The organism is Paenibacillus monticola (assembly GCF_009664975.1).
Taxonomy (GTDB): Bacteria; Bacillota; Bacilli; order Paenibacillales; family Paenibacillaceae; genus Paenibacillus_AQ; species Paenibacillus_AQ monticola.
The window spans coordinates 375497-399053 of sequence record NZ_WJXB01000007.1 but is presented as its reverse complement, the minus strand read 5'-3'; the positions used below and the strand labels follow the sequence as shown (position 1 = coordinate 399053).

Sequence of the window (23557 nt, the reverse complement as noted above, 5' to 3'; positions counted from 1 at the left end):
GAGCGGATGTCCAAGAAAGAGCGCCAGCAACAGTTGCTTCAAGTCATCGGAGGCAATCCTTTTGTAACAGACCGGGAATTAACCCGTCAGTTGAAGGTGAGCATACAGACCATCCGGCTGGACCGAATGGAACTGGGTATTCCTGAATTGCGTGAACGTATGAAGCAAATGGCAGAGCATTCCTATGATCAGGTGCGCTCCTTGCCTGCGGATGAAGTAGTCGGAGATATTGTGGATTTGCAGCTGGACAAGAGCGGGATTTCCATATTTGAAATTCGTGAGGACCATGTGTTTTCCAGAAACGGAATTGCCCGTGGCCACTATGTTTTCGCCCAAGCCAATTCACTTGCGGTTGCCATTATTAATGACGAGATTGCTCTGACAGCCTCCGCCGATATTCGCTTTGTGCGTATGGTCCGTCTTGGAGAGAAATGTATTGCCAAAGCGCAAGTGCGTTCGCTCGCAGGCCGGGGCGGCAAAGCTGAGGTAGATGTGTTTACGTATGTTGGCGAAGAGCTGGTATTTCAGGGTCATTTTATTGTGTATCGGTCCGCAGTTGAAGAATACAGTGAAGGGGGAAACCGTAGTGCTGATCGCCATTGATGCCATGGGCGGGGACAACGCTCCTGAATGCAATGTGGAGGGGGCGTTGTCCGCGGCCGCGGAGTGGAAGGACTTGCAGATTGTGCTTGTTGGTGATGAAGCCAGACTTGCGCCGCTGCTGAAGAATAAGCCGTCTAATGTGACGGTGCGTCATGCAGGAGATGTTATTGGATCTGATGAGGAGCCTGTAAAGGCGGTGCGACGGAAAAAAGATTCGTCCATGGTCATTGCCGGACGTATGGTGCGTGAAGGCGAAGCCGACGCGATGATTTCGTCTGGCAATACAGGTGCACTTATGGCTACGGGGCTGCTCGTAGTCGGAAGAATGCAGGGCATTGAACGCCCGGCACTGGCACCAATGATTCCGACACTTGATGATGTAGGCGTTCTGGCATTGGATCTAGGCGCCAACATGGATGCCACGGCCCAGCATTTGGAACAATACGCGCTTATGGGCAGTATTTATCGCAATAAGGTACATGGAATTGCCAAGCCTCGAGTAGGGCTGCTGAATGTGGGTACTGAACCTGGCAAGGGCAATGAACTAACCAAACAAGCGTATCCCCTGTTGGAGAATTTACCGGGCATCAATTTTGTTGGCAATGTGGAAGCTCGCGATGTGCTGACCGGGAACTGTGATGTGCTTGTTTGTGACGGTTTTGCCGGCAACATACTGCTGAAGACGTTGGAAGGCACGGCTGGAGCGATGTTTTCTTTGCTGAAGGAACAGTTTAGCCGTTCTCTTAAGACTAAACTAGGTGCAGCCCTGCTGATGCCGGAGCTTCGCAGCCTTAAAGGTAAGATGGATTATAAAGAGCACGGTGGAGCGCCACTGCTCGGTCTTAGTGGTCTAGTAGTGAAAGGGCATGGCTCTTCAGATGGAAATGCAGTTAAGAATGCAGTTAGACAAGCACGGATCGCGCTTCTGGCGGATCTTGTGCCAAGCATATCTAAGGAAATTAGCGGGAAGTGAGTGACAATATGAAACAGTTGCGGCCAGTTGGAATTATCGGTACAGGGAAATACGTTCCTGAGAAAATATTGACCAACAGTGATCTGGAGAAGATAGTAGATACGAATGACGAGTGGATTGTCAGCCGGACAGGTATTCGGGAACGGCACATTGCTGCTCCACATGAAGCAACATCTGATCTTGCTTATGAAGCTGCGCTCAAAGCACTGGCTTCTGCAGGCATGAATGCGGAAGAGTTGGATCTTATTATTATTGCTACAGTTACACCGGACAGTTCTTTTCCTTCTACAGCCTGCATATTGCAGGATAAGCTGGGTGCTAAAAACGCAGCAGCGTTTGACTTGTCGGCAGCATGCTCCGGCTTCGTCTACAGCTTGGCTACCGCGGTTGGATTTATTCAGAACGGAATGTACAATAATGCTCTAGTAATTGGTGCGGATACCTTGTCGCGTATTACTGACTACACTGATCGCAATACATGTGTATTGTTTGGTGATGGTGCAGGTGCCGTGATCGTTGGAGAAGTTCCGGAAGGCCGTGGATTCCAGTCTTTCGATCTGGGTGCTGAAGGTTCAGGCGGACATCTGCTCAAGCTGGAAGCCGGCGGATCACGTCTGCCAGCCTCTGAACAAACCGTAGCAGACAAGAAGCATTTCATTTATATGAACGGTCGTGACGTCTTCAAGTTCGCCGTACGCATCATGGGCTCTGCTACAGAGCGTGTGCTCACCAAAGCGGGTCTGGTCAAAGAAGACATTGATCTGTTTGTACCGCATCAGGCGAACATCCGTATCATTCATTCTGCTATGCAGCGTCTAGATCTGCCTCCAGAGAAATGTGTGATCAATGTAGATAAATATGCCAATACTTCAGCAGCTTCAATACCGTTGGCTCTTGTAGAAGCAGCGGAAGAGGGACGTATGAAGGAAGGCGACACTGTACTGATGGTCGGCTTCGGTGGCGGTCTTACTTGGGGCGCAGCGGTTATCATCTGGTAGCAGGAAGGAGTATATATTTATGGGTAAAATCGCATTTGTCTTTCCCGGTCAAGGTGCACAAGCCGTGGGTATGGGTAAGGATGTATATGATGCCTTGCCACACAGCCGTGCGGTATTCGAGAAGGGCGATGAAGTGCTAGGCTTTTCGCTGAGCAAACTTATTTTTGAAGGTCCCGACAGTGAATTGAAGCAGACCGTGAATACACAGCCTGCTTTGCTTACAACTAGTGTGGCTTATCTTGAGGCGCTGCGCGAACAAGGAGTGCAGCTGGATTACGTAGCCGGTCACAGTCTTGGTGAATACAGCGCGCTGGTAGCGGCTGGTGTTCTATCTTACGAGGATGCCGTTGCGCTGGTGCGTCTGCGTGGACGTTTCATGGAAGAAGCTGTTCCTGGTGGCCTAGGGGCCATGGCAGCAGTGCTTGGCGCAGACCGGGAGGCACTGGCGGAATTATGCCGCAGCATTTCGGAAGAGACAGGTTCGGTAGAGCTGGCGAACATAAATTGCCCAGGGCAGATTGTTGTATCCGGTTCTCTAGCTGGTGTGAACAGCGTTGTACAGCGTGTAAAAGAAGCAGGTGGCAAACGGGCGATTCCGCTTGAAGTAAGCGGACCGTTTCACTCCTCATTGATGAAGGAGGCGGCGGATCGTTTGGCGGTTGAGCTTACGAGAGTAACCTTTAACACTCCGTCTATGCCTGTTATCGTTAATGTCACAGCTTTACCCGTCACCGATCCCGAAGAAATCCGGGAGCTGCTGGTGCGTCAAGTCTATTCACCAGTCCTCTGGCAGGATAGTATTGAATGGCTGATCGCTGACGGTGTTGACACTTTTGTAGAGATTGGGTCTGGTAGTGTATTGACCGGGTTGATCCGCAAAATTGACAAAACCGTAAAGCTGATTAATATCAACAGCTTGGAGAATGCCCAAGCTGCTTGGTAAGAGGATTAGCTTGGGCTTGTATGCAGCATGATGATTGAAAGGGGATATACAATGTTCTCAGCATTGCGGGGCCAGACGGCCCTCGTCACTGGCGCTTCACGCGGCATTGGCCGTAGTATTGCCTTGGCACTGGCGGAGCACGGCGTAAAAGTAGCTGTGAACTTCGCAGGAAATGAAGCTGCCGCTCAGGAAGTTGTAGCGCGTATTGTGGAGCTTGGCTCGGAAGGAATTGCACTTCGGGGCAATGTCGGTAATACTGAACAAGCGGATAACCTTGTTAAAGAGGTCATGAGCACTTGGGGCAAAATCGACATTCTCGTTAATAATGCCGGTATTACCCGGGATAATCTGATTATGCGCATGAAAGAAGAAGAGTTCGATCAGGTTATCGAAACCAATCTCAAAGGTGTGTTCAACTGTCTTAAGGCAGCCACACGTCCGATGATGAAACAGCGTTACGGACGGATCATTAACATTTCTTCTGTAGTGGGTGTCACAGGCAATCCTGGTCAGTCGAACTATTCGGCAGCCAAAGCAGGAATTATCGGTCTGACGAAGTCGGCAGCGCTTGAGCTGTCCTCGCGGGGAATAACAGTTAACTGTATCGCTCCCGGCTTCATTGACACCGATATGACCAGCGAGCTGTCCGAGGAAGTCCGCAGTGAACTGACCAAGCGAATTCCGCTTGCCCGGCTTGGGCGGCCGGAGGATATTGCTATGGCCGTATTATTCCTAGCTTCGGAAGGAGCAGCGTATATGACCGGCCAGACACTTCACGTGGATGGCGGGATGTACATGTAAGCATTAGCCAAGACTTAAAATCTTTATAGGGGAAGGGATCGAGATGTTCCGAAGGCGTTTTTTACGCTAATATGGCATTTTGACCTCATATCTCGTATAATACCAAAAGAGGAGGTGAACCGGATGTCCGATGTATTAGAGCGTGTAACACGTATCGTCATCGACCGCTTAGGTGCCGATGAAGCTGAGGTAACATTAGAAGCGTCTTTCAAAGATGATTTAGGTGCTGATTCTCTTGATGTAGTAGAATTGGTAATGGAATTGGAAGATGAATTTGATATGGAAATCTCTGATGAAGATGCAGAGACGATTACGACCGTGGGTGAAGTTGTGAAGTACATACAATCTCATACCTAGAGTCCTATGATTGAGAGTCCCGTTCTTTGATAAGGCGGGGCTTCTCCTCATTTTTACGGTGCTAATGAATGACCAAAGGGTGTGTTCCTTGCCCCTTTAGTGGGAAAATAACAGGATCACAGATGGGTAAACCATCTGGTGACTGCAGTTTATATAGTATTAATTCGCAGTAAATAATTACGGTACTTTAAAGTACAGCCTACAGATGGGGTGATTGCGTTTGAGTCATAGAGTGGTTGTTACCGGTATGGGCGTAGTGACGTCGCTGGGTAAGGATTTGGAAACGTTCTGGGGTAACCTGATGAGTGGCAAATCCGGTGTATCATTGGTGGAAGCCTTTGATGTCAGTGAATATACTACGCGAATAGCATCTTCTGTTAAAGAGTTTGATCCTGAAGCGATGTTTGGTCGCAAGGAAGCCCGTAAAATGGACCGTTTCGTACAGTTTGCTGTAGCTGCCGGCGAAGACGCGCTGAAAGATAGTGGCCTTACAATCGGTACTGATATTGATGCAGAGAGAATTGGCGTATCCGTTGGTTCGGGTATTGGCGGACTTGGTACTTGGGAAGACAATCATAATATATTGCTGGAGAAGGGTCCTAAGCGTGTCAGCCCTTTCTTTATTCCAATGATGATTGCTAATATGGGTTCTGGACAGCTGTCCATTAACCTGGGGGCTAAGGGTCCTAATACGACAATGGTTACAGCTTGTGCAACAGGTACCCATTCCATAGGGGAATCCTTTCGTTTCATTCAGCGCGGTGATGCAGATGCAATGATCTGTGGCGGTGCGGAAGCAACGATTCGACCTACTGGTATGGCCGGGTTCTGTGCAATGAGAGCGATGTCTACTCGTAACGAGGAGCCTGAGAAGGCAAGTCGTCCGTTTGATATCGATCGTGATGGTTTCGTCATGGGTGAAGGAGCAGGAATTCTGGTTCTGGAATCGCTTGAGCATGCACAACAGCGTGGAGCAAGAATTTATGCTGAAGTGATTGGGTATGGACTTAGCGGAGATGCTCATCACATGACAGAGCCTGATCCGGATGGCGCAGCTCGCTGCATGAAGATGGCGATTCGTGATGCCGGGATTGCTCCGGAAGACATTGATTACATTAATGCACATGGTACTTCTACACCTGTAGGCGATAAGTCGGAGACGCTTGCTGTCAAGAAAGCATTGGGAGACCATGCCTACAAGGTAGCGATCAGCTCGACGAAATCGATGACCGGGCATTTGCTAGGAGCTGCTGGTGGTGTTGAAGCGATTATATGCGGACTATCCCTCCAAAAAGGGATGATTGCACCAACAATCAATCTAGACAATCCTGATCCGGAATGCGATTTGGATTATGTACCAAATGTGCCGCGTGAAGCGGATCTAAACATTGTCATGTCGAATTCATTCGGATTCGGTGGACATAACGCAACAGTTATTTTAAAAAAATATAATCAGTAAGGGGACAGCGCGGTGAAAGGCGACTTGAAGCAATTACAAGTTCAACTTCATATCCAATTTCGCGATTCTGTACTTCTAAAGCAAGCCTTTACCCATGCATCCTATGTGAATGAACACCGTTTCAATCAGCATCAGGACAATGAACGCCTTGAGTTTCTTGGCGATGCTGTTCTGGAGCTTACGGTTTCTGAATATTTGTACAATCTTCTGCCGGACCGGCCTGAAGGTGAACTGACCAAGCTGCGGGCAGCTATTGTCTGTGAGCCTTCGCTGGTCAGATTCGCTGAAAGCTTAGGCTTCGGCCGTTATGTACTGCTGGGTAAAGGGGAAGAACTTACGGGCGGACGTACTCGCCCGGCTCTGCTGGCTGATGTGTTTGAATCCTTCGTGGGAGCGCTTTATCTCGATCAAGGACTGGAAACGGTACGCGGGTTTCTTGATAATCACGTATTTCCGCTTGTGGAGACAGATGGTAAACTGCAAATGCAGATGACCGACTACAAGACGGAGCTGCAGGAGCTGATTCAGCATCACAGCATGGGTACGCTGGAATATCGGATCATTGAAGAACGGGGACCGGCGCATGAGCGTGAATTCGTCTCTGAAGTGTATATGGCCAGCCGTTCACTAGGTAGTGGAAGCGGGCGCTCCAAGAAGGAAGCAGAACAACAAGCGGCGGCAGCAGCATTGCTGCTGCTGAAGGAAGACGGCGCCTGAGAGTTTTACTTTCTTGGGAGTAAGTCGAACTAGAGGAGAAAAGCAGCAACGGTCTGAGTGTCGCCATTTGGCGGAGGTCAGACTGTTGCTGCTCTTTTTCGAAATATAAGGATAAAGTATACTGTGAAATTATACTTTATCCTTATATTTTTACTTAATAAATCAGTGGGTTCATCGTCTTTAGAGCTATTTTAGGGCAACGAACGCTATGTTATAATGGGTCTGAGGTGATTGGCGAGTTATGTTTTTGAAACGGATTGAATTAGCTGGCTTTAAATCGTTTGCCGACAAAACGGAAATGGAATTTGTGCGTGGAATTACAGCCGTAGTAGGACCGAACGGAAGCGGCAAAAGCAATATTTCGGATGGCATCCGCTGGGTGCTGGGCGAACAGAGCGCCAAATCTTTGCGCGGCGGCAAGATGGAGGATATTATTTTTGCCGGTAGTGATGCACGCAAAGCAGTGAATGTAAGTGAAGTTTCGCTAACGCTCGATAATGAAGATCACACGCTTCCGCTTGATTTTAGCGAAGTGACGGTCACCCGGCGTGTTCACCGCAGCGGAGAGAGTGAGTACTTAATCAACAAGCAAGCTTGCCGCCTGAAGGATATCACAGAGCTGTTTATGGATACTGGGATCGGGCGTGAGGCCTATTCTATTATTGGGCAAGGCCGGATTGAAGAGATACTCAGTACCCGATCTGAAGACCGGCGGGGGATCTTTGAAGAGGCTTCAGGAATTGTGAAATATAAATCGCGCAAAAAGGATGCCGGACGCAAGCTGGAGGATACGGAGCAGAACCTGCTGCGTATCCATGATTTGATCAGCGAACTGGAGGATCAGGTCGGACCGCTAAAGGATCAATCTGAGAAGGCAGTGCGTTACAAGGAACTGCGTCAACAGCTGAAACAACTGGAGATCTCAGTGTATGTGCACCAGATCGAAGGGATACATACGGCCTGGCAGGAGGGTAACGCCAAGCTGGAGATATTGCGGAATGAACAGCTTGAGCTCTCAACCGTTGTGTCCGCGCATGATGCCAAGCTGGAAAGCGGGCGTTCTGCTCTGCGGACACTGGAAGCTTCAATAGAACAGCAACAAGAACAGCTGCTGCGTTATATTGAAGCCTATGAGAAAAGCGAAGGTTATGGTGAGCTGCTGAAGGAACGCAGGCGTAATCTGGAGAATAATCGTGAGCAGTTGCTGCTTACGGTTGGTTCTGTAGGTGAGCGTTCGGCTGATCGACTGCGTGAGCTAACGGATCTGGAGCTTAAGCTTACGGAGTCCCGTGCAGCACTTGTAGAGCTGCGGAAGCAACTGGCTGACGAGGAAACAAGGCTTGAGGGTGTTGCTGACGGCATCAGCCAGAGCCGGGAAGAGAAGCTGAAGAGCGCGCTCTTGGAGCTGATGAACCTGATGGCGGGAGCACGTAACGAAATTCGTTACGCGGACCAACAGAAGGAGAATCTGGAGCGGCGGATGAGTCGCAGTGAAGAAGAAGGCGATAAGTGGACGGTTCGCCGAGGAGAATTGTCTGCGGCCGAGAAGGGGCTCAAGGACAAGATAGCATTGCTCGGCAAGGAACTGGGAGTTCTGCGCGGTGCTTATATCTCGGAGAGTGAGCAGATCACCAAGAGACAGAAGCTGCTGGAGGAGACACAATCGGGTCTTCGTAAGTGGGAGCAGAAGCGCGAAGCACAGGTCTCCCGTCATGAGACTATGAAGGAAATGCAGGATGACTTTGACGGCTTTATGCTTGGGGTTAAGGAAGTGCTCAAGGGTGCACGCAAAGGACAGCTGAACGGGGTGCATGGCGCGGTTGCTGAGCTGATCTCTGTCCCAGAAAAGCTGGAGCTTGCTATGGAGACTGCGCTTGGTGCTTCGCTGCAGCATGTCGTTATGGAGAATGAGTCTGTGTCACGCCAGGCGATTGCTTTTCTGAAGCAGCGCCAATTAGGACGAGCTACCTTTCTTCCACTTGATGTGATCCGTCCCCGGCAAATTTCCGGCAGCGACCGCGGATTGGTGGAGGACGCTGATGGGTTTGTGGGAATCGGTTCCGATTTAGTAGGTTTCGACGATAAATACGCAAGTATTGTAGGCAGTCTGCTTGGAAATGTGGTTATAGCCGAAAGTCTCGAGCAGGCCAATCGTATTGCGGCTAAATGTCAGTACCGCTTCCGCGTGGTTACGCTGGAGGGCGATGTGGTGAATGCTGGAGGTTCGATGACCGGTGGTAGCCAGCACAAGAAGAGCAACAGTCTATTAAGTCGTAAGCGCCAGCTGGATCAGTTGAGCGGCGAGATTGAAGAGAGCGAACGCCAGATCGCTAAGCTGAACCAGAGCATATCGCGACTCCGTGAGGAGCAAGAGAACGCAACGGTGAAGCTGGAAGAATTGCGTCGTGACGGAGACGAGAAACGTCTGGAAGAGCAGCGGGTTTCGGGCGATCTGAAGCAGTTGGAGCAGGAGCTGCGCCATGTGCTTGAGCAAGTAGAGAGTGCGGGAGCGGAACGCAGCAGCTTTGAGAGCGAGGTCCGTGGACTGGAAGAGGCGAGAAAGTTAGCCACTGCCGAGCTTGAACGCCTGGTGAAGGAAGAGCAGGAGGCCCATGAGGAAATCCGGAATGCCGAATCCACGCGTAAGGCCAATGAATCAGCCAAAGAAGAGCTGCAAGGCAAGCTGACCGGGATGAAGGTCGCGGAAGGTAAGCTTGATCAGGAAATCTTCTCCCTTGAGGAGCAGCTACGGCGTCTAAGACAGGATGTAGGCTCACAGGATAAAGAGTTGCGCCAGAACCGCAGCTTGCTAGATACCATAGAGCAGGACTTAGTCAACAATACATTGGAAGCGGTACAGCAGAAGGAAAGCCTGAATAGTAACCGCCTTAAGAAGGAAGCAACGTCTGGTACGCTTGATTTGGCAAGAGCAGAGCGGTCTGCATTGACGCGCAAGCTGGAGCTGGCAGAAGGCGAGACGAAGGATCAACGGCAGGCACTGCGAGTGGTCGAGGACAAGTTGCGTTCTACCGAGGTTTCTGTGGGCAGGCTCGATGTTGAGCTGGATAATATTTTGCGCAAGCTGAGTGAGGATTATGAACTTAGCTATGAGCTGGCGAAGCAGCGTTATCCTGTACCTGAGGATGTTCCTGCCGCCCAAGCGGATGTACAGCGGCTAAAGCGTAGTATTTCTGCACTGGGTGAGGTTAATCTGGGGGCAATCGAAGAATACCAGCGTGTACATGAGCGCTTTACCTTCCTTAGTGGTCAAAAGGATGATCTGGTCGAGGCCAAAACAACGCTCTATCATGTGATTCATGAAATGGAAGAGGAAATGTCTAAACGCTTTAAGCAGACCTTCGATGCCATCCGGCGCGAATTCGGTACAGTGTTCTCGAAGCTGTTCGGCGGCGGAAGAGCAGACCTTATGCTGCTGGACCCGGAACATATGCTGGATACTGGCATAGATATTGTGGCCCAGCCTCCTGGAAAAAAACTGCAAAATCTGCAGCTGTTATCTGGTGGAGAACGAGCTTTGACCGCTATGGCGCTGTTGTTTGCTATCCTCCAGGTTAAGCCGGTACCTTTCTGTGTATTGGATGAGGTTGAGGCAGCCCTGGATGAAGCTAATGTTGTCCGCTTTGCTCAGTACCTGCGCGAATTCTCCGAGCAGACGCAGTTTATCGTAGTCACACATCGCAAAGGCACTATGGAGGAAGCGGATGTGCTATACGGTGTAACAATGGAAGAAGGCGGCGTCTCGAAGCTCGTCTCCGTCCGTTTAGAGGATGAAGAAGCGGAGATAGCATAAGTGAATGTAGCCACGCTCACAAAACTTAAGTGTATGCTTCCGAAGTAGTTTTATTGCGAAGCTTATCAGGGAGTAAATGCTCCATAAAACTTTAGAGTATGCTTCCGAAGTAGTTTTGTACGAAGATAATTCGATGTAGTGATGCTAACAAATCTTTAGGAGGAACAAAATGAGCTTTTTTAGAAAGTTGAAAGAAAGCATCTCCGGCAAGACGGAGAGTGTAACCAAACAATTCCGCGATGGTCTGGAGAAAACCCGTAAAGGGCTTGTTGAAAAGGTATCAGACCTTATTATCCGTCGCAAAAAAATAGATGAAGAGTTCTACGAAGAACTCGAAGAGATTCTGATTGGCGCCGACGTTGGCGTAAATACAGTAATGAAGCTTGTAGAGGAACTGCGAACAGAAGTGAAACAGCAGCGAATTGAGGATGCAACTGAGCTACAGCCGATTCTGTCCCGCAAGCTGATGGAGTTGCTGCGCGGAGATGATGATAACAGCTTGAATGAGAACCCGGATGGACTTACCGTTATTCTATTCGTAGGTGTTAACGGGGTCGGCAAGACGACCACAATCGGCAAGTTGGCTCACCGTTACAAGCAAGAGGGTAAAAAAGTTCTGCTGGCGGCAGGTGATACCTTCCGTGCTGGTGCGATTGAGCAGTTGGAAGTGTGGGGCCAGCGTGCCGGAGTAGATGTGATCAAGCAGCAGTCGGGTTCTGACCCGGCTGCCGTTATGTTCGATGCGCTACAAGCTGCTAAGCAGCGTAACGTTGATATACTGATCTGCGATACAGCAGGCAGACTGCAGAACAAAAGTAACCTTATGGAAGAGTTGAATAAGATCTTTCGTGTCATTCAACGTGAAATTCCTAGTGCACCGCATGAGGTACTTATGGTACTGGATGCGACCACTGGACAGAATGCGCTCACTCAGGCCAAGCTTTTTGGTGAGAAGAGCGGGGTTACCGGTCTGGTTCTGACCAAGCTGGACGGCACAGCCAAAGGTGGTATTGTTATAGCTATCCGTCAAGAAATGAATCTACCCGTAAAGCTTGTAGGCTTGGGTGAGAAAATTGATGATTTGCAGGTGTTCGATTCTCAGCAGTTCGTGCATGCCCTGTTCGCAGGACTGATTGCTGAGACAGAGGAACTAGAAGAGGAAGAGTAATATTAGGCAAAAAGCAGCAAGCATCCACTAACTGGAGGCTTGCTGCTTTTTTGTTATTTCAAGAATAATATAATTATGTTATTTCAACATATGAAAAATTCATAATAGTAATGCTTGTCAACTCTCCTGCATACAATTTTATGTGATGTCTACTTCTAAGCTCCTGCAAACTATGAAAAAGAGGAAGGAAGCGATTACATAATGTGAGATGGTGTAGAAACTCCATTTTGCTGTTATATATATTGACATGAACATTATCATTTTCGTATGATGAGGGTATAAATCAATATTTTCATGGTTAATATCTTATTTTTAAGTGTTATTTGTTACAAAACATTACTTGTTATCCGAAAGGAGTCGGGCTCATGTCAAAAATAGATCCTTTACCCGGTCTGTCTCCGTACCCGCTACAGCACTTTTTTGATGAAATGTATGCTGATGAACGGAATGTCAGACCTCATTACAAACATGTGAACCGCATGTTTTCCGGGATGAGCCCCGAAGAGCTGCAAGCCAAGCAGAATATGATGCAGCGACGGATGATGGAAGAAGGGATTACCTTTACATTATACAATCCGGCACAGGACCAGCCGATGGAACGTACCATTCCCTTCGACATGATTCCCCGGATTATTCCAAAAGATGAGTGGGAAAGGCTTGAAGCTGGCATCATTCAACGCATTACAGCATTGAATTTATTCATTCACGATATCTATCATGAGCAGTACATTGTAAAGGATGGAATTGTACCGCGGCGCATGATTATTTCTAATTGTTATTTTCGGCCAGAGATGGCTGGTTTGCGTGTTCCTGGTGGAGCTTATGTAAATACCTCAGGAATTGATCTCATCCGCCATCATGATGGTCAATATTACGTACTTGAAGACAATTTGCGAACGCCTTCAGGATTCTCTTACCTTTTTAAAGGCAGATCAATGATGAATCAGTTGTTTCCGGAATTGTCATTTGCCAGCTCCATTCGGGATGTGGATCATAGTCTGAATCGATTCCTGTCGGTGCTGCGCAGTCTATCCCCAACACGTACTTCCGATCCGGTGATTGCGCTATTGACTCCAGGAGAATATAATTCCGCCTATTATGAGCATGCTTTTCTGGCTCAACAAATGGGCATCCATTTGGTCGAAGGCCGCGATCTGGTGACGAAGGATCATAAGATATATCTTAAGGAAATGAACGGACTGCGCCGCGTAGATGTATTGTACCGCCGCCTGGACGATGATTTTATTGATCCGCTCGCCTTTCAGCCGAATTCGCTGCTTGGAGTAGCGGGGTTGATGAATGCCTATAGGGCAGGAAACATAGCGATAGCGAATGCGCCTGGAACAGGTGTAGCGGATGATAAAGCAATGTATGTATACGTACCGGACATGATCCGTTACTACCTTAATGAAGAACCGATTCTTGGAAATGTTCCAACTTATCTGTTATCCAGAGCACAAGAACGCCAATATGTGCTGGATCATCTACCAGAAATGGTAGTTAAGGAGACCTCGCTATCCGGAGGTTACGGAATGTTGATTGGTAGTGAGGCAACCAAAGAAGATCTGGCAGAGTTCCGGCTGAAGATCCTGGCTGAGCCGGAGCGCTATATCGCCCAGCCGATTATGTCTCTCTCTAGAGCTCCGGTATTGTCGGGAGGAACGATGACACCGCGTCATATTGATCTGAGAGCTTTCGTATTAATGGGTGCTGACCGCAAACCACATGTTATCCCTGGGGGACTAACAAGAGTGGCAATGAGAGAGGGTTCATTGGTTGTGAATTCTTCTCAAGGAGGCGGAGTAAAGGATACATGGGTAATGGCCTGACACTGCCTAGCGAGTTTGCTGACGTTTAACCAAATGCGGCATCAATATGTAAGATAAGGGAGTGGCTGAAGATGCTGAATCGCAATGCGGAGGCTTTGTTTTGGATAGGCAGATATATTGAGCGGGCAGAGAATCATGCACGGCTTATAGATGTACATTATCATATCCAGCAGGAAGAGGACTTCCAACAAGAAGGACATAAATGGTCAAGGTTGATAGATGCCTTAGGTGTCAGAACTCAGTATCAACAGCAATTTGAAAGTTTCTCTGAGCAGGATGTGTTGTCCTTTATAACCTTGGACCTCGGCAATTCCAATTCGATTTTCTCTTGTGTGCACCAAGCCAGAAATAATTTGCGGACATTGCGGCAGCATTTGCCTAGTGAACTATGGGATATTGCCAACAGCTTCAATCTATGGCTGGGGGAGAGATCGGTAGCGGATATAATGAGTGGTCCACACCAGTTCTACCAGCAGATCAAAGAACGGACGGCTATGTTCCTGGGAGCCGAGCAGTCGGTCATGTTGAGAGGGAATGAGTGGCACTTTATCGAGAGCGGAAGATTTCTTGAGCGGGCAGAGAATACTACCCGTATATTACAATCGGTGACGGCATCGTGCCGATCCAAGGATATGAACGGAGTCTATATTCAGCTGCAAGCCGTGTTAAAATCTGTGAGCGGATATCAGGCCTTTCGACGTTATTATGCAGATGCCATGTCACCGGAAAGTATACTCGAGTTTCTAATCGCCAATGCCTACTTCCCGCGTTCGGTGCGGTTCTCCTTTCATAAGCTGGAGGAGCATTTGGCCAAGCTTCAGCTAGATTCATCGGAAAAAGGCTCTGGGCATGAGAAAGTCATCCGGCAAGCCGGGAAGATCAAAGCCGAGCTAGATTATATGGAAAATGAAGATATGTCTGGTGATCGGGTAGAGGATGTGCTGAATTCACTGATGCTTTCCTGCCAAAAACTGGGAAAAACGATGGAAGGCGCCTTTTTTCGGCGAGAAGGAATATCCGCATGAAGATCCAAATCGATCATACAACCACATACAGCTACCCCACTCCGGTTACGGACAGTGTCAATGAGATCAGGCTGACTCCGCGCACCAACTATCGGCAATCGTGTTACCATCATGAGGTCGATGTTTTTCCGGCGGCTAATCTATTGACCTATGAAGACTTCTTTGGAAACAGAGTTCATGCCTACTCTGTTAATAAGCCGCATACTGAGATGGTCATCCATACTAAGGCTACGGTTGTAACACTGGATAAGGCACAAGGTTGGGATCTGCCGCGTATCCCGCTTAAAGAGCAGGTTGAACTGTTGAATGACGAGAAATTTCAGAACCGTTACATTGAATTTATTTTACCTACCCGATATACCGAGGTGACACGTGAGCTGGTCGAGTTCGCTTCGCAGCATCCTTTTGATGAAGCAGAAGATATGTACGAGTGGATTGTGAAGTTATCTTCAACGATCTATGAGCAGTTTACCTACGATCCCGGAGCAACCAGTGTGAACACAACAGTCAAAAATGCACTAAAGCTCAAAAGAGGGGTCTGTCAGGATTATGCTCACTTGATGATCGCTGTCTGTCGCAGCGTGGGTCTGCCTTCCCGATACGTAAGCGGGTATCACTTTGTCGGGGACCTGCAGGGTGGCAATGCCAACTTTGAACAGGCTTCGCATGCTTGGGTAGAGACTCACATTCCAGGTACCGGTTGGCTCGGGTTCGATCCAACAAATAATGTAGAAGTGAGCTGGCGTTATATAAAGCTTGGTCATGGCCGGGATTACAAAGATATCGTACCCGTAAAGGGAGTATATCGTGGGGGACCAGGCACATTAACGGTGAAAGTGGATGTGCGGCAGTTGGAGAATTGAATACTTATACAAGGAGACTCACGCGGATATTTAGCTTCTGCGGGAGTTTTTTATGTGATTATTGCTAGAAATGATTATAATGTGGGTCGATTTGGGTAATCTTGAAACAGAGCCATTACAATGGATGATGTGGAAGGAGAGTACATATGAGCCCAAATATAGCTAAAAAGCAACGGTTTATCGGGAAAACAGCCATAATTACCGGTGCAGGTTCAGGAATCGGCCGAGCAACTGCCATTCAATTGGCACGGGAAGGCGCAAACGTCGCGTTGTTTGATTTAGTGAATGAACGTAACTTCGAATTGGAGCAAAAACTCAATAAATTGCGCAAGGACTGCGCGCTGGCTCTTGATGTCGATACTTCGGATGCGGAGCGGATGGAAGAGGCGGTACGCCAAACCGTGGAGCGTTTTGGAGGATTGGATATTGTATTTGCGAATGCGGGGATCAACGGTGCAGTAGGACCTATCGAAGAACTCAGTCTCAGTGACTGGGAGCATACGATGTCAGTGAATTTGACCGGAACCTTCTTGACTCTAAAATATAGTATTCCCCATTTGAAGAAGAAAGGAAAAGGAAGCATCATCATTACAAGCTCTATTAACGGCAATTCGCGGTTTGCCAGCTTTGGCTGGTCGCCGTACAGCACCACCAAGGCTGGTCAGGTAGCTTTTGCCAAAATGGCTGCGCTGGAGCTTGCCAAATTCAAAATTCGCGTAAATGTGATCTGTCCAGGAGCAATATCCACAAATATTGATGAGAGCACAGAATTTAACGAGGAGGTCGGCTCGATTGTTATTCCGATTGAGTTCCCGCAGGGTGCGCAGCCACTTGCTGATGGCCCTGGTAAACCGGATAATGTAGCAGAGTTGGTGTCTTTTCTGGCATCTGACGAATCCATTCATATTACAGGAGCACAAATCGTGATTGATGGGGCCGAATCGCTGTTATCATAAAAGGAATTAATATCCGTGTCTCCAATCCGAAGTGATTACGAGATGCGGATATTTTTATATTATTGACAATAATGATTGATCATTTAATATAAAATTAAAATTGGAAAGTAGGGCGTACGCAATGCCATTAAACTCATCTTCAGCTGGTGTAAAGATCAGAGCAGTGATCACCGGCAGCCTTGCGGTATAACACATCCTAAATTAACGGAGATCTTGCATAGTGTTTTTTTGATTTAAAGCCTATTGCAGACCAGCTAAAAGGATATAATGCTTGTTTTTTTTGTCTGGGGATGTCTTCAGCCGGGATTAAAGAAGAAGCCTACAAACACTTGCAAGAGATAGGTCTGGCCATGATTCATAGTGTTAACGTGGGATACGAAAGTCCAATTCTGGGGAGTCGGGAGATAGCTGCCTTGGCACAAAAAGTATAAATGGCTATTCTAAGACTTCCAGTGAAGCACAAAGGGTAACATATTGTTCATACCACTTATTCCATTCTTCACTTCGAGACATCATGGTCCCTCCATCCAGCAGGGCAGCAATCACATCCAGACATATATGCCAGCCTGCGAGATCTCTGGGTGTATGGGCAGTGATGGCCGTAAGTTGCTCATTTAATACCAATAGGCTGCCGTCAGCTGTTGCGGATATCAGTTAAATAAGACCATACCTCTGCAACGGAATGTTTCAAGTGACTTTCGAAGTGGGCAGAATAACCATGTCCATTTTGTTGTATTTCAGCTAACATATTTGACTCCTCCTCAAAGTAGTGTTTAATAATATATTACCTTATTCTTTTATTTCCGCAAAAGCTCCATTAAAACAAACGGAGCTCCTATAGATTAGGGCTCCGTCATTACAAGCTCAAAAGATTCAATTAAGGCGCGAGCCGCTCCTTCTTCTGGAATTCAACCATCCAGCCCGGATATTCCGGTGGCAGCTCGCTAACTTCCATGGCTCCATTACAATACCAGAAACATCTTCGCCTTCAGGAAGCTCGCAGGCTTCTGCTTGACGGTGCCAATGTAATGGAAACGGCGCTGCGTACGGGCTACCAAGTTCGACGCAGTTTAGCCGCGAGTATAAAAGGTTGTTCGGGCTATCGCCTGTGCAGCATATCCGTTCCCTCCATGAGAGCGAGCAGGTTGCTGAGCATTGAGGGGAAACATTGTACACATAAAACGGCTTTTGTCCTAGGGAAAGGATGATAAAGTCGTTTTTTTTCTTGTATATCTATGGAATTTGAAAAACAAACAATCAACTTATATATTTGAAAAATAGCAAACAAAATGTTAATATGTTTATATAATAAGACGAATTGGGTGAATTGCATTGTCAGAGGGAAATGAAGCCATCAGCATCTCGGAGAAATTCTGGAACGCTTCTATAGATGAACTAAAGAAAGGTTATGTGTATGAGGAGCGGGATCATTCCGGATTTTATGTATGTCTGGTCTGTGGAGAAGAGTTTGAGAATGGCCTTATCTATAAGGATGGCAGTACTTATTATGAAGCTGAGAAATATGCTGGCCAACACATCAATCATATTCATGGAACAATGTTTAACTGGCTGCTGGGACTCGATAAGAAGCTGACCGGATTGACGGAGCTGCAGAAGGGATTGTTAAATGCTTTTCGGCAGAGTCAAAGTGACGGTGAAGCCGCTAAGGAGCTAGGCATCGGCAGTACCTCAACGGTGCGAAATCACCGCTTTACGCTTCGTGAAAAGGCAAAACAGGCAAAGTTGTTTCTAGCTGTGATGGAGCTTGTGGAGGAGAAACCCGCAGTTTCATCTCCTTTTGTCAGCATTCCTCGATCGGCCTTGATGCTTGATGAGCGTTTTGCGATTACAGAGGAGGAGAACGCCGAGATCCTGAAAGCTTATTTTAGGCAGGGGCCAGAAGGTCCATTAGCGGAATTTCCCAAGAAACAGAAGCGCAAAGTGGCTATTCTACGTCAATTGATCAAACGCTTCGAAACCGGTCGGGAGTATACGGAGAAGGAAGTTAATCTTATTTTGAATGCAGCCTATCCAGACTACGTTACGTTGCGCCGGTATCTAATTGATTATGAACTACTCGAACGAGAAGAGGACGGAAGCTATTATTGGGTGAAATTATAGATGGAATGATAAAGGAGATATGGGACAATGGAAAAAGCAAAACGTAAAGAGCTGGCCTACAACTACGCGCATACTCACAGACAGATGGGGGCTTACCGGATTCTGAATAATCACAATGGAAAATCATTGGTAGGAAGCACTCTGAATCTGGAGGGTGTCTGGAATAAGCATAAATTTATGCTTGATATCGCCAGCCATACGAATAAAGAATTGGAAGCGGATTGGAAGAAATATGGAGAAGCAGGCTTCAGCTTTGAAATTCTCGAGGAAATTAAACCGCAAGAGGAGTTTGTGCAGGATAAAGCGGATATGGCAAAATATCATAAAATGCTGCCTGATCTAGAAAATAAATGGCTGGAAAAGCTCTCTCCTTATGGTGAGCGTGGTTATCACAAACAGAAATAATACGGATGGTCAAGGAGGCGGCAATTATGGCGTTTTTATCATGGTTGGCTGAACAGAAAATTCAGGAGGCTATGCGCAACGGGGAGTTTCAAGGACTGCCGGGTCACGGCAAACCGCTGGTGCTTGAAGATCTGTCTGGTGTGCCGGAGGAGTTGCGTATATCCTACAAGATTATGAAGAATGCCGGACTGCTGCCGGAAGAAGTGACTCTGCGGGCGGAGTGCGTCACGTTGGAAGAGCTGTTGGTAACGTGCCAGAATAGCGGCAATGCTGTTACTATCGAAGGAAAGGCACTTGAGACAAAGCTGTCTCTGAAAAAGCTGCGTTTGCAAGAGCTGCTCCGTCAGCGCGGTTTTGAGAGTAATGCTGCATTTAGTCAATATAGTGATAAAATCCGGGAGCGAGTGACTGGGGAGGATAACTAAGCTCGCGGGCTGAATTCTCAAACTTGATCTTTCCGGGATTATCGCCCATGATTACAAGGATAATAAGAGATCATGGAGAGATAAAATGAATCAACTTCCCATTATGCAGGTCCTTCCTCAGCTGAAAATAATATTAAACAAATCGCGGGCAGCCATTCTGATTGCCGAGCCCGGTGCGGGCAAGACGACCGGAACGCCTCCGGCTTTTCTGGACGAACCGTGGATGCAGGGCAAAACCATTCTTATGCTTGAACCCAGAAGACTTGCCGCTAGATCGGCAGCTACTTACATGGCGTCATGTCTTGGGGAAAGTGTCGGGCAAACGGTTGGATACCGTATGCGTATGGACACTCGAGTAGGCAAGAACACGCGGATCGTTGTTGTAACCGAAGGTGTACTGACCAGGATGCTGCAAACTGATCCGTCGCTGGGTGACGTAGGTCTTGTTATTTTTGATGAATTTCATGAGCGCAGTCTGCATGCTGATCTGGGACTTGCTCTTACACTGGAAGCACAGACAGTATTGCGTGAGGATCTTCGTATTCTCATTATGTCGGCTACGCTCGATGGTGAACGGGTCTCGGCCATGCTAGGTGGTGCTCCTGTAGTAGATTGTCCGGGCAGGGTCTATCCAGTCCAGACTATTTATGCTCCTGCCTCTGGCACTTTATCCATTGAAAAATCTACTGCAGCCTCTGTACATCGCGCCCTTGCTGAGCAGAAGGGAGATGTGCTCGTCTTTCTGCCAGGTGAGCGGGAAATCCGCCGTACTCAAAGCGAGCTGGAGAACGGGAGATTGCCTGCGAACACGGTGCTTCGTCCTCTATATGGACAGTTATCGCAGGTTATGCAGGACTTAGCAGTCGCTGCATCTGTTGCAGGTGAACGAAAGGTTGTGCTGGCAACTTCCATTGCGGAGACCAGTTTGACCATTGATGGTGTGCTCACGGTGATTGATTCAGGACTGCGGCGAACACAGGTATTCTCGCCGCGTACTGGCATGCCGCACTTGGAAACGGTACCCGTGTCCAAGGCATCGGCAGATCAGCGGCGCGGGCGAGCAGGCCGCACTGCCCCTGGTGTGTGCTACAGGCTATGGAGCCAGGAGGAGCACCACCGTCTTCCGGACGACAACGTCCCGGAGATTATGGAAGCCGACCTGGCGCAGCTGGCTCTGGAGCTGGCGCTATGGGGCGTGCGCGATCCCGCCGCGCTGCCTTGGCTGGACGCGCCGCCCGCTGCGCCTTACGCGCAGGGCACCGCGCTGCTGCGCCAGCTCGGTGCGCTGGGCGCCACCGGCGCCATTACGCCGCACGGCCGCAGCATGGCCGCGCTTGGCGCACACCCGCGCGTCGCGCATATGCTGCTGCGCGCGGCCGAGCTTGGCGCGACGCCGCTCGCCTGCCGGCTGGCGGCGCTGCTGCAGGAGCGGGACCTCTTCCGGGGTCCCGCGGCCATAGATAGCGACCTCACGCTGCGCGTGGAGGCGCTGCTTCGGTTCGAGCGCTCCGCAGGCTTGGACGCGGGCGGAGCAGATCTTGCGACGCTGCGTGCGGTGCAGCGCGAGAGTCGCAATTATCTGGCGCAGCTGCAAGCCGCGCCAGGCGAAGCCCCGAACGACATCAGCCTCATTGGGCTGCTGCTGTCGTTCGCGTATCCCGACCGGATCGGGCAGAAGCGCGGCGATGGCGCTTTTGTTCTCTCCAGCGGTCGGGGAGCAGCCATGCGGGAAGGGCAGCCGCTTATGCGGTGTCCTTATATTGTGGCAGCCTCCGTGGATGACAAGGCTGCACAGGGCAAAATCATGCTGGCCGCAGAGCTGAAGGAAGCGCAGTTGCTGAAGCATCATGCGGACAGTATTACTGATGAAGCGGAAGTGTATTGGGACAAGGAGAGCAAAAGCGTCAAGGCTCGCCGTCGCACAATGTTAGGTGCCTTGGTCTTGAAGGAAACTACTCATGAACGCCCTTCGGTTGAAGCAGCAGAAGAAGTACTACTGACTGCTCTTGCGTCTGAGGGTCTCGCTCTGTTGCCTTGGGATAAAAATACACTGCAACTGCGTCAGCGGATGATGTTAATGCATAGGGTTCGTGCGGACTGGCCAGATGTATCGGATGAGGCTTTATTAGAATCTTTGAATACATGGCTGCGGCCCTACACGCATGGCATGCGCGCTTTTCGTGATCTTCAGCGCATTCCGTTATCGCGCGTTTTTGAAGGAATGCTGGATTGGAAGCAACGTCAAACTTTGGATACGGAAGCTCCTACACATATCACTGTGCCGAGCGGTTCCCGTATCCCTGTAGATTATGATAACCCGGCAGCGCCTGTATTGGCGGTCAGACTGCAGGAAATGTTCGGACAACTGGACACACCTAAGGTGGGTGGGGGGATGATCCCGGTAGTACTGCATCTCCTATCCCCGGCAAGACGGCCGATGCAGGTGACAACGGATCTTGCCAGCTTTTGGCGCGGAATCTATTTCGAAGTCAAAAAAGATTTGAAGGGACGCTACCCCAAACATTACTGGCCGGATGATCCATTACAGGCAATTCCGACTAACCGAACCCGTCCTAAGAATTAAAGTATGGCCTGCTCAAATAATTCTGCTTTCCTCATGAGATGTTTTGTCCAACGCATAAAGGGTAATAATGTAGCGAACGACAATTTCGAAGGAGGGCTTCAAGTGACTAAAAAAATCGTAGGTATATTCGATACGGAGCAAGAAGCAACCAGAGCAATTGAAGGGCTGCAGAACAAGGGCATTCATAATGATGAAATATCAATTATTACACGTGACCGTGATGAGCTAAGAAATATTTCGGATGAAACGGGAACCAAGGGTCCAGAAGGTGTAGCAGCAGGTGCAACTACAGGTGGTTTACTGGGTGGTGTAGCCGGATTGCTGGCAGGCATTGGTGCTTTGGCTATTCCGGGAATTGGTGCGATCTTGGCGGCAGGTCCAATTGTGGCGACACTGACTGGAGCAGCCATAGGTGCGGGCGCGGGAGGTTTGGTGGGAGGATTGATCGGACTCGGTATCCCTGAAGATGAGGCGAGAGAATATGAAGGCTATGTAGATAGCGGGAAAATTCTTGTGTTAGTAGAAGAAAATGGGCACGGCCACCATATACATGATATCTTCAGAGGCAACAGCTCACTCAATGCCCATAGATATGAAGGAACTTTTGCAGGCGACTCAGCCGAAAGAAATGCGATGGCAGATAGAGGGCCCACAAACCCTGGTGTTATAGAGGATGACACAAAAGTAGGGAATACGATGGGGAACAGAGGTTCAATGAACGCAGAAGTTGACCCCGATGTGTACAATCGAGATAAAATGTAAATAGAATCCCGATAACTCGGATTATCTCCAAATAAAGTCTAGGCTGCATTTCTAACGGATATCCGCTAGAAATGCAGCCTTTTTAATGTGTATACGTACGATACAATGTAGATGCACCTCTCTATTCACTACATTTCAACATATGAAAAATTCACAATAGAAAGATCAAAAAAACTCGCCAGCAACCCAAATCCCAAATTCAATCTTGATACTCTCCCTATCAACAAAAACAAGGAAAAAGTGATCACTGCAGTTCCAAGTTTCAGGTTGTGAAAGTTGGAAAATAGGGCTTATAATAGACTTATAGAAAGATAAGGAATAAATTCCCTAGGAGGTGTCGTATGGCCTTTATGATTGCCCAACGGGCTTTTATCAAAGTATATCTTATTACAATGGTGGAGCAGCAGCGCGGATATGGTTATCAGATGCTTGAGGATATGCGACGTGATTTCAAGGCCCACGGCTACTCTCCGCCGCAGAGTGAAATTTATCGTGCTCTACATGAATTGGTGCAGCAGGGGATACTATACCGTACTAAGCAATTGAAGGGCAATGACCCGAAGGTGGATTTTCAGGAAATTGTCTTATATCATTTCACTTCGGACGGTGAAGAGAAAGCTAAACTGTACAAGAAACAGGTAAAGACTGATTTGGACCGCTGTTTGGGCATATTGAATAAAGCGGTTGCGGATAACTTTTAAATCCCTTCTATTTTAAAAAGTCACTACTATAGTAATATTTCCAGGTCGCTTGCACA

21 protein-coding genes are annotated in these 23557 nt (G+C 48.5%); all 21 read left to right on the top strand.

Going from position 1 to position 23557, the window contains the following annotated elements:
• Positions 1-6 precede the first annotated feature (6 nt).
• The 21 genes from fapR (at position 7) to GJB61_RS19550 (ending at position 23501) form a co-directional block, all read left to right on the top strand.
• The gene (gene fapR / locus GJB61_RS19645; RefSeq protein ID WP_154120707.1) at positions 7-603 is read left to right on the top strand and encodes a transcription factor FapR; all 597 of its coding nucleotides are present in this window, start codon (positions 7-9) and stop codon (positions 601-603) included.
• Positions 587-1576: a phosphate acyltransferase PlsX gene (gene plsX / locus GJB61_RS19640; RefSeq protein ID WP_338115957.1), complete on the top strand. Its 990-nt coding sequence runs from the start codon at positions 587-589 to the stop codon at positions 1574-1576. The genes fapR and plsX overlap by 17 nt, the downstream gene beginning before the upstream one ends.
• A gap of 8 nt (positions 1577-1584) precedes the next feature.
• Positions 1585-2574, top strand: coding sequence for a beta-ketoacyl-ACP synthase III (locus tag GJB61_RS19635; protein WP_154120777.1), 990 nt, complete (start codon positions 1585-1587; stop codon positions 2572-2574).
• Positions 2575-2593: 19 nt separating this feature from the next.
• Positions 2594-3517, top strand: coding sequence for an ACP S-malonyltransferase (gene fabD / locus GJB61_RS19630; protein ID WP_154120706.1), 924 nt, complete (start codon positions 2594-2596; stop codon positions 3515-3517).
• Between the two features lie 51 nt (positions 3518-3568).
• Positions 3569-4318 carry a 3-oxoacyl-[acyl-carrier-protein] reductase gene (gene fabG, locus GJB61_RS19625; RefSeq protein WP_154120705.1) on the top strand — a complete coding sequence of 250 codons (750 nt, stop codon included), beginning with the start codon at positions 3569-3571 and terminating at the stop codon, positions 4316-4318.
• A 123-nt stretch (positions 4319-4441) separates the two neighbouring features.
• A complete protein-coding gene (locus GJB61_RS19620) occupies positions 4442-4675 on the top strand; it encodes an acyl carrier protein (protein WP_154120704.1) in 234 nt (77 codons plus the stop codon).
• A gap of 220 nt (positions 4676-4895) precedes the next feature.
• On the top strand, positions 4896-6134 hold the full coding sequence (gene fabF / locus GJB61_RS19615; RefSeq protein WP_154120703.1) for a beta-ketoacyl-ACP synthase II: 1239 nt from the start codon (positions 4896-4898) through the stop codon (positions 6132-6134).
• 12 nt (positions 6135-6146) lie between these two features.
• Positions 6147-6851, top strand: coding sequence for a ribonuclease III (gene rnc, locus GJB61_RS19610; protein WP_239711426.1), 705 nt, complete (start codon positions 6147-6149; stop codon positions 6849-6851).
• Positions 6852-7092: 241 nt separating this feature from the next.
• Entirely contained in the window at positions 7093-10662 is a 3570-nt protein-coding gene (gene smc / locus GJB61_RS19605) for a chromosome segregation protein SMC (RefSeq protein WP_154120702.1), read from the top strand.
• A gap of 169 nt (positions 10663-10831) precedes the next feature.
• Positions 10832-11830 (top strand): signal recognition particle-docking protein FtsY, encoded by a 999-nt coding sequence (ftsY, locus tag GJB61_RS19600; protein ID WP_154120701.1) that lies wholly within the window; start codon positions 10832-10834, stop codon positions 11828-11830.
• Positions 11831-12195: 365 nt separating this feature from the next.
• Positions 12196-13659 (top strand): circularly permuted type 2 ATP-grasp protein, encoded by a 1464-nt coding sequence (locus GJB61_RS19595; protein ID WP_154120700.1) that lies wholly within the window; start codon positions 12196-12198, stop codon positions 13657-13659.
• A gap of 71 nt (positions 13660-13730) precedes the next feature.
• Entirely contained in the window at positions 13731-14684 is a 954-nt protein-coding gene (locus GJB61_RS19590) for an alpha-E domain-containing protein (protein WP_154120699.1), read from the top strand.
• Positions 14681-15547 carry a transglutaminase family protein gene (locus GJB61_RS19585; protein WP_154120698.1) on the top strand — a complete coding sequence of 289 codons (867 nt, stop codon included), beginning with the start codon at positions 14681-14683 and terminating at the stop codon, positions 15545-15547. Before GJB61_RS19590 ends, GJB61_RS19585 begins: the two co-directional genes overlap by 4 nt.
• A 146-nt stretch (positions 15548-15693) precedes the next feature.
• Complete coding sequence (locus GJB61_RS19580) at positions 15694-16503, top strand: SDR family oxidoreductase (RefSeq protein ID WP_154120697.1); 810 nt, start codon at positions 15694-15696, stop codon at positions 16501-16503.
• A 290-nt stretch (positions 16504-16793) separates the two neighbouring features.
• A complete protein-coding gene (locus GJB61_RS31290; RefSeq protein WP_195724401.1) occupies positions 16794-16934 on the top strand; it encodes a hypothetical protein in 141 nt (46 codons plus the stop codon).
• 895 nt (positions 16935-17829) lie between these two features.
• On the top strand, positions 17830-18624 hold the full coding sequence (locus tag GJB61_RS19575) for a DUF2087 domain-containing protein (protein ID WP_338115975.1): 795 nt from the start codon (positions 17830-17832) through the stop codon (positions 18622-18624).
• Positions 18625-18651: 27 nt separating this feature from the next.
• The gene (locus GJB61_RS19570; RefSeq protein WP_154120695.1) at positions 18652-19029 is read left to right on the top strand and encodes a GIY-YIG nuclease family protein; all 378 of its coding nucleotides are present in this window, start codon (positions 18652-18654) and stop codon (positions 19027-19029) included.
• A 26-nt stretch (positions 19030-19055) separates the two neighbouring features.
• Positions 19056-19454: a DnaJ family domain-containing protein gene (locus GJB61_RS19565; protein ID WP_154120694.1), complete on the top strand. Its 399-nt coding sequence runs from the start codon at positions 19056-19058 to the stop codon at positions 19452-19454.
• Between the two features lie 85 nt (positions 19455-19539).
• On the top strand, positions 19540-22038 hold the full coding sequence (gene hrpB, locus GJB61_RS19560; RefSeq protein WP_154120693.1) for an ATP-dependent helicase HrpB: 2499 nt from the start codon (positions 19540-19542) through the stop codon (positions 22036-22038).
• Positions 22039-22140: 102 nt separating this feature from the next.
• Entirely contained in the window at positions 22141-22800 is a 660-nt protein-coding gene (locus GJB61_RS19555) for a general stress protein (protein WP_338115956.1), read from the top strand.
• A gap of 341 nt (positions 22801-23141) precedes the next feature.
• A complete protein-coding gene (locus GJB61_RS19550; protein ID WP_154120692.1) occupies positions 23142-23501 on the top strand; it encodes a replication termination protein in 360 nt (119 codons plus the stop codon).
• The last annotated feature ends 56 nt before the right edge of the window (positions 23502-23557 follow it).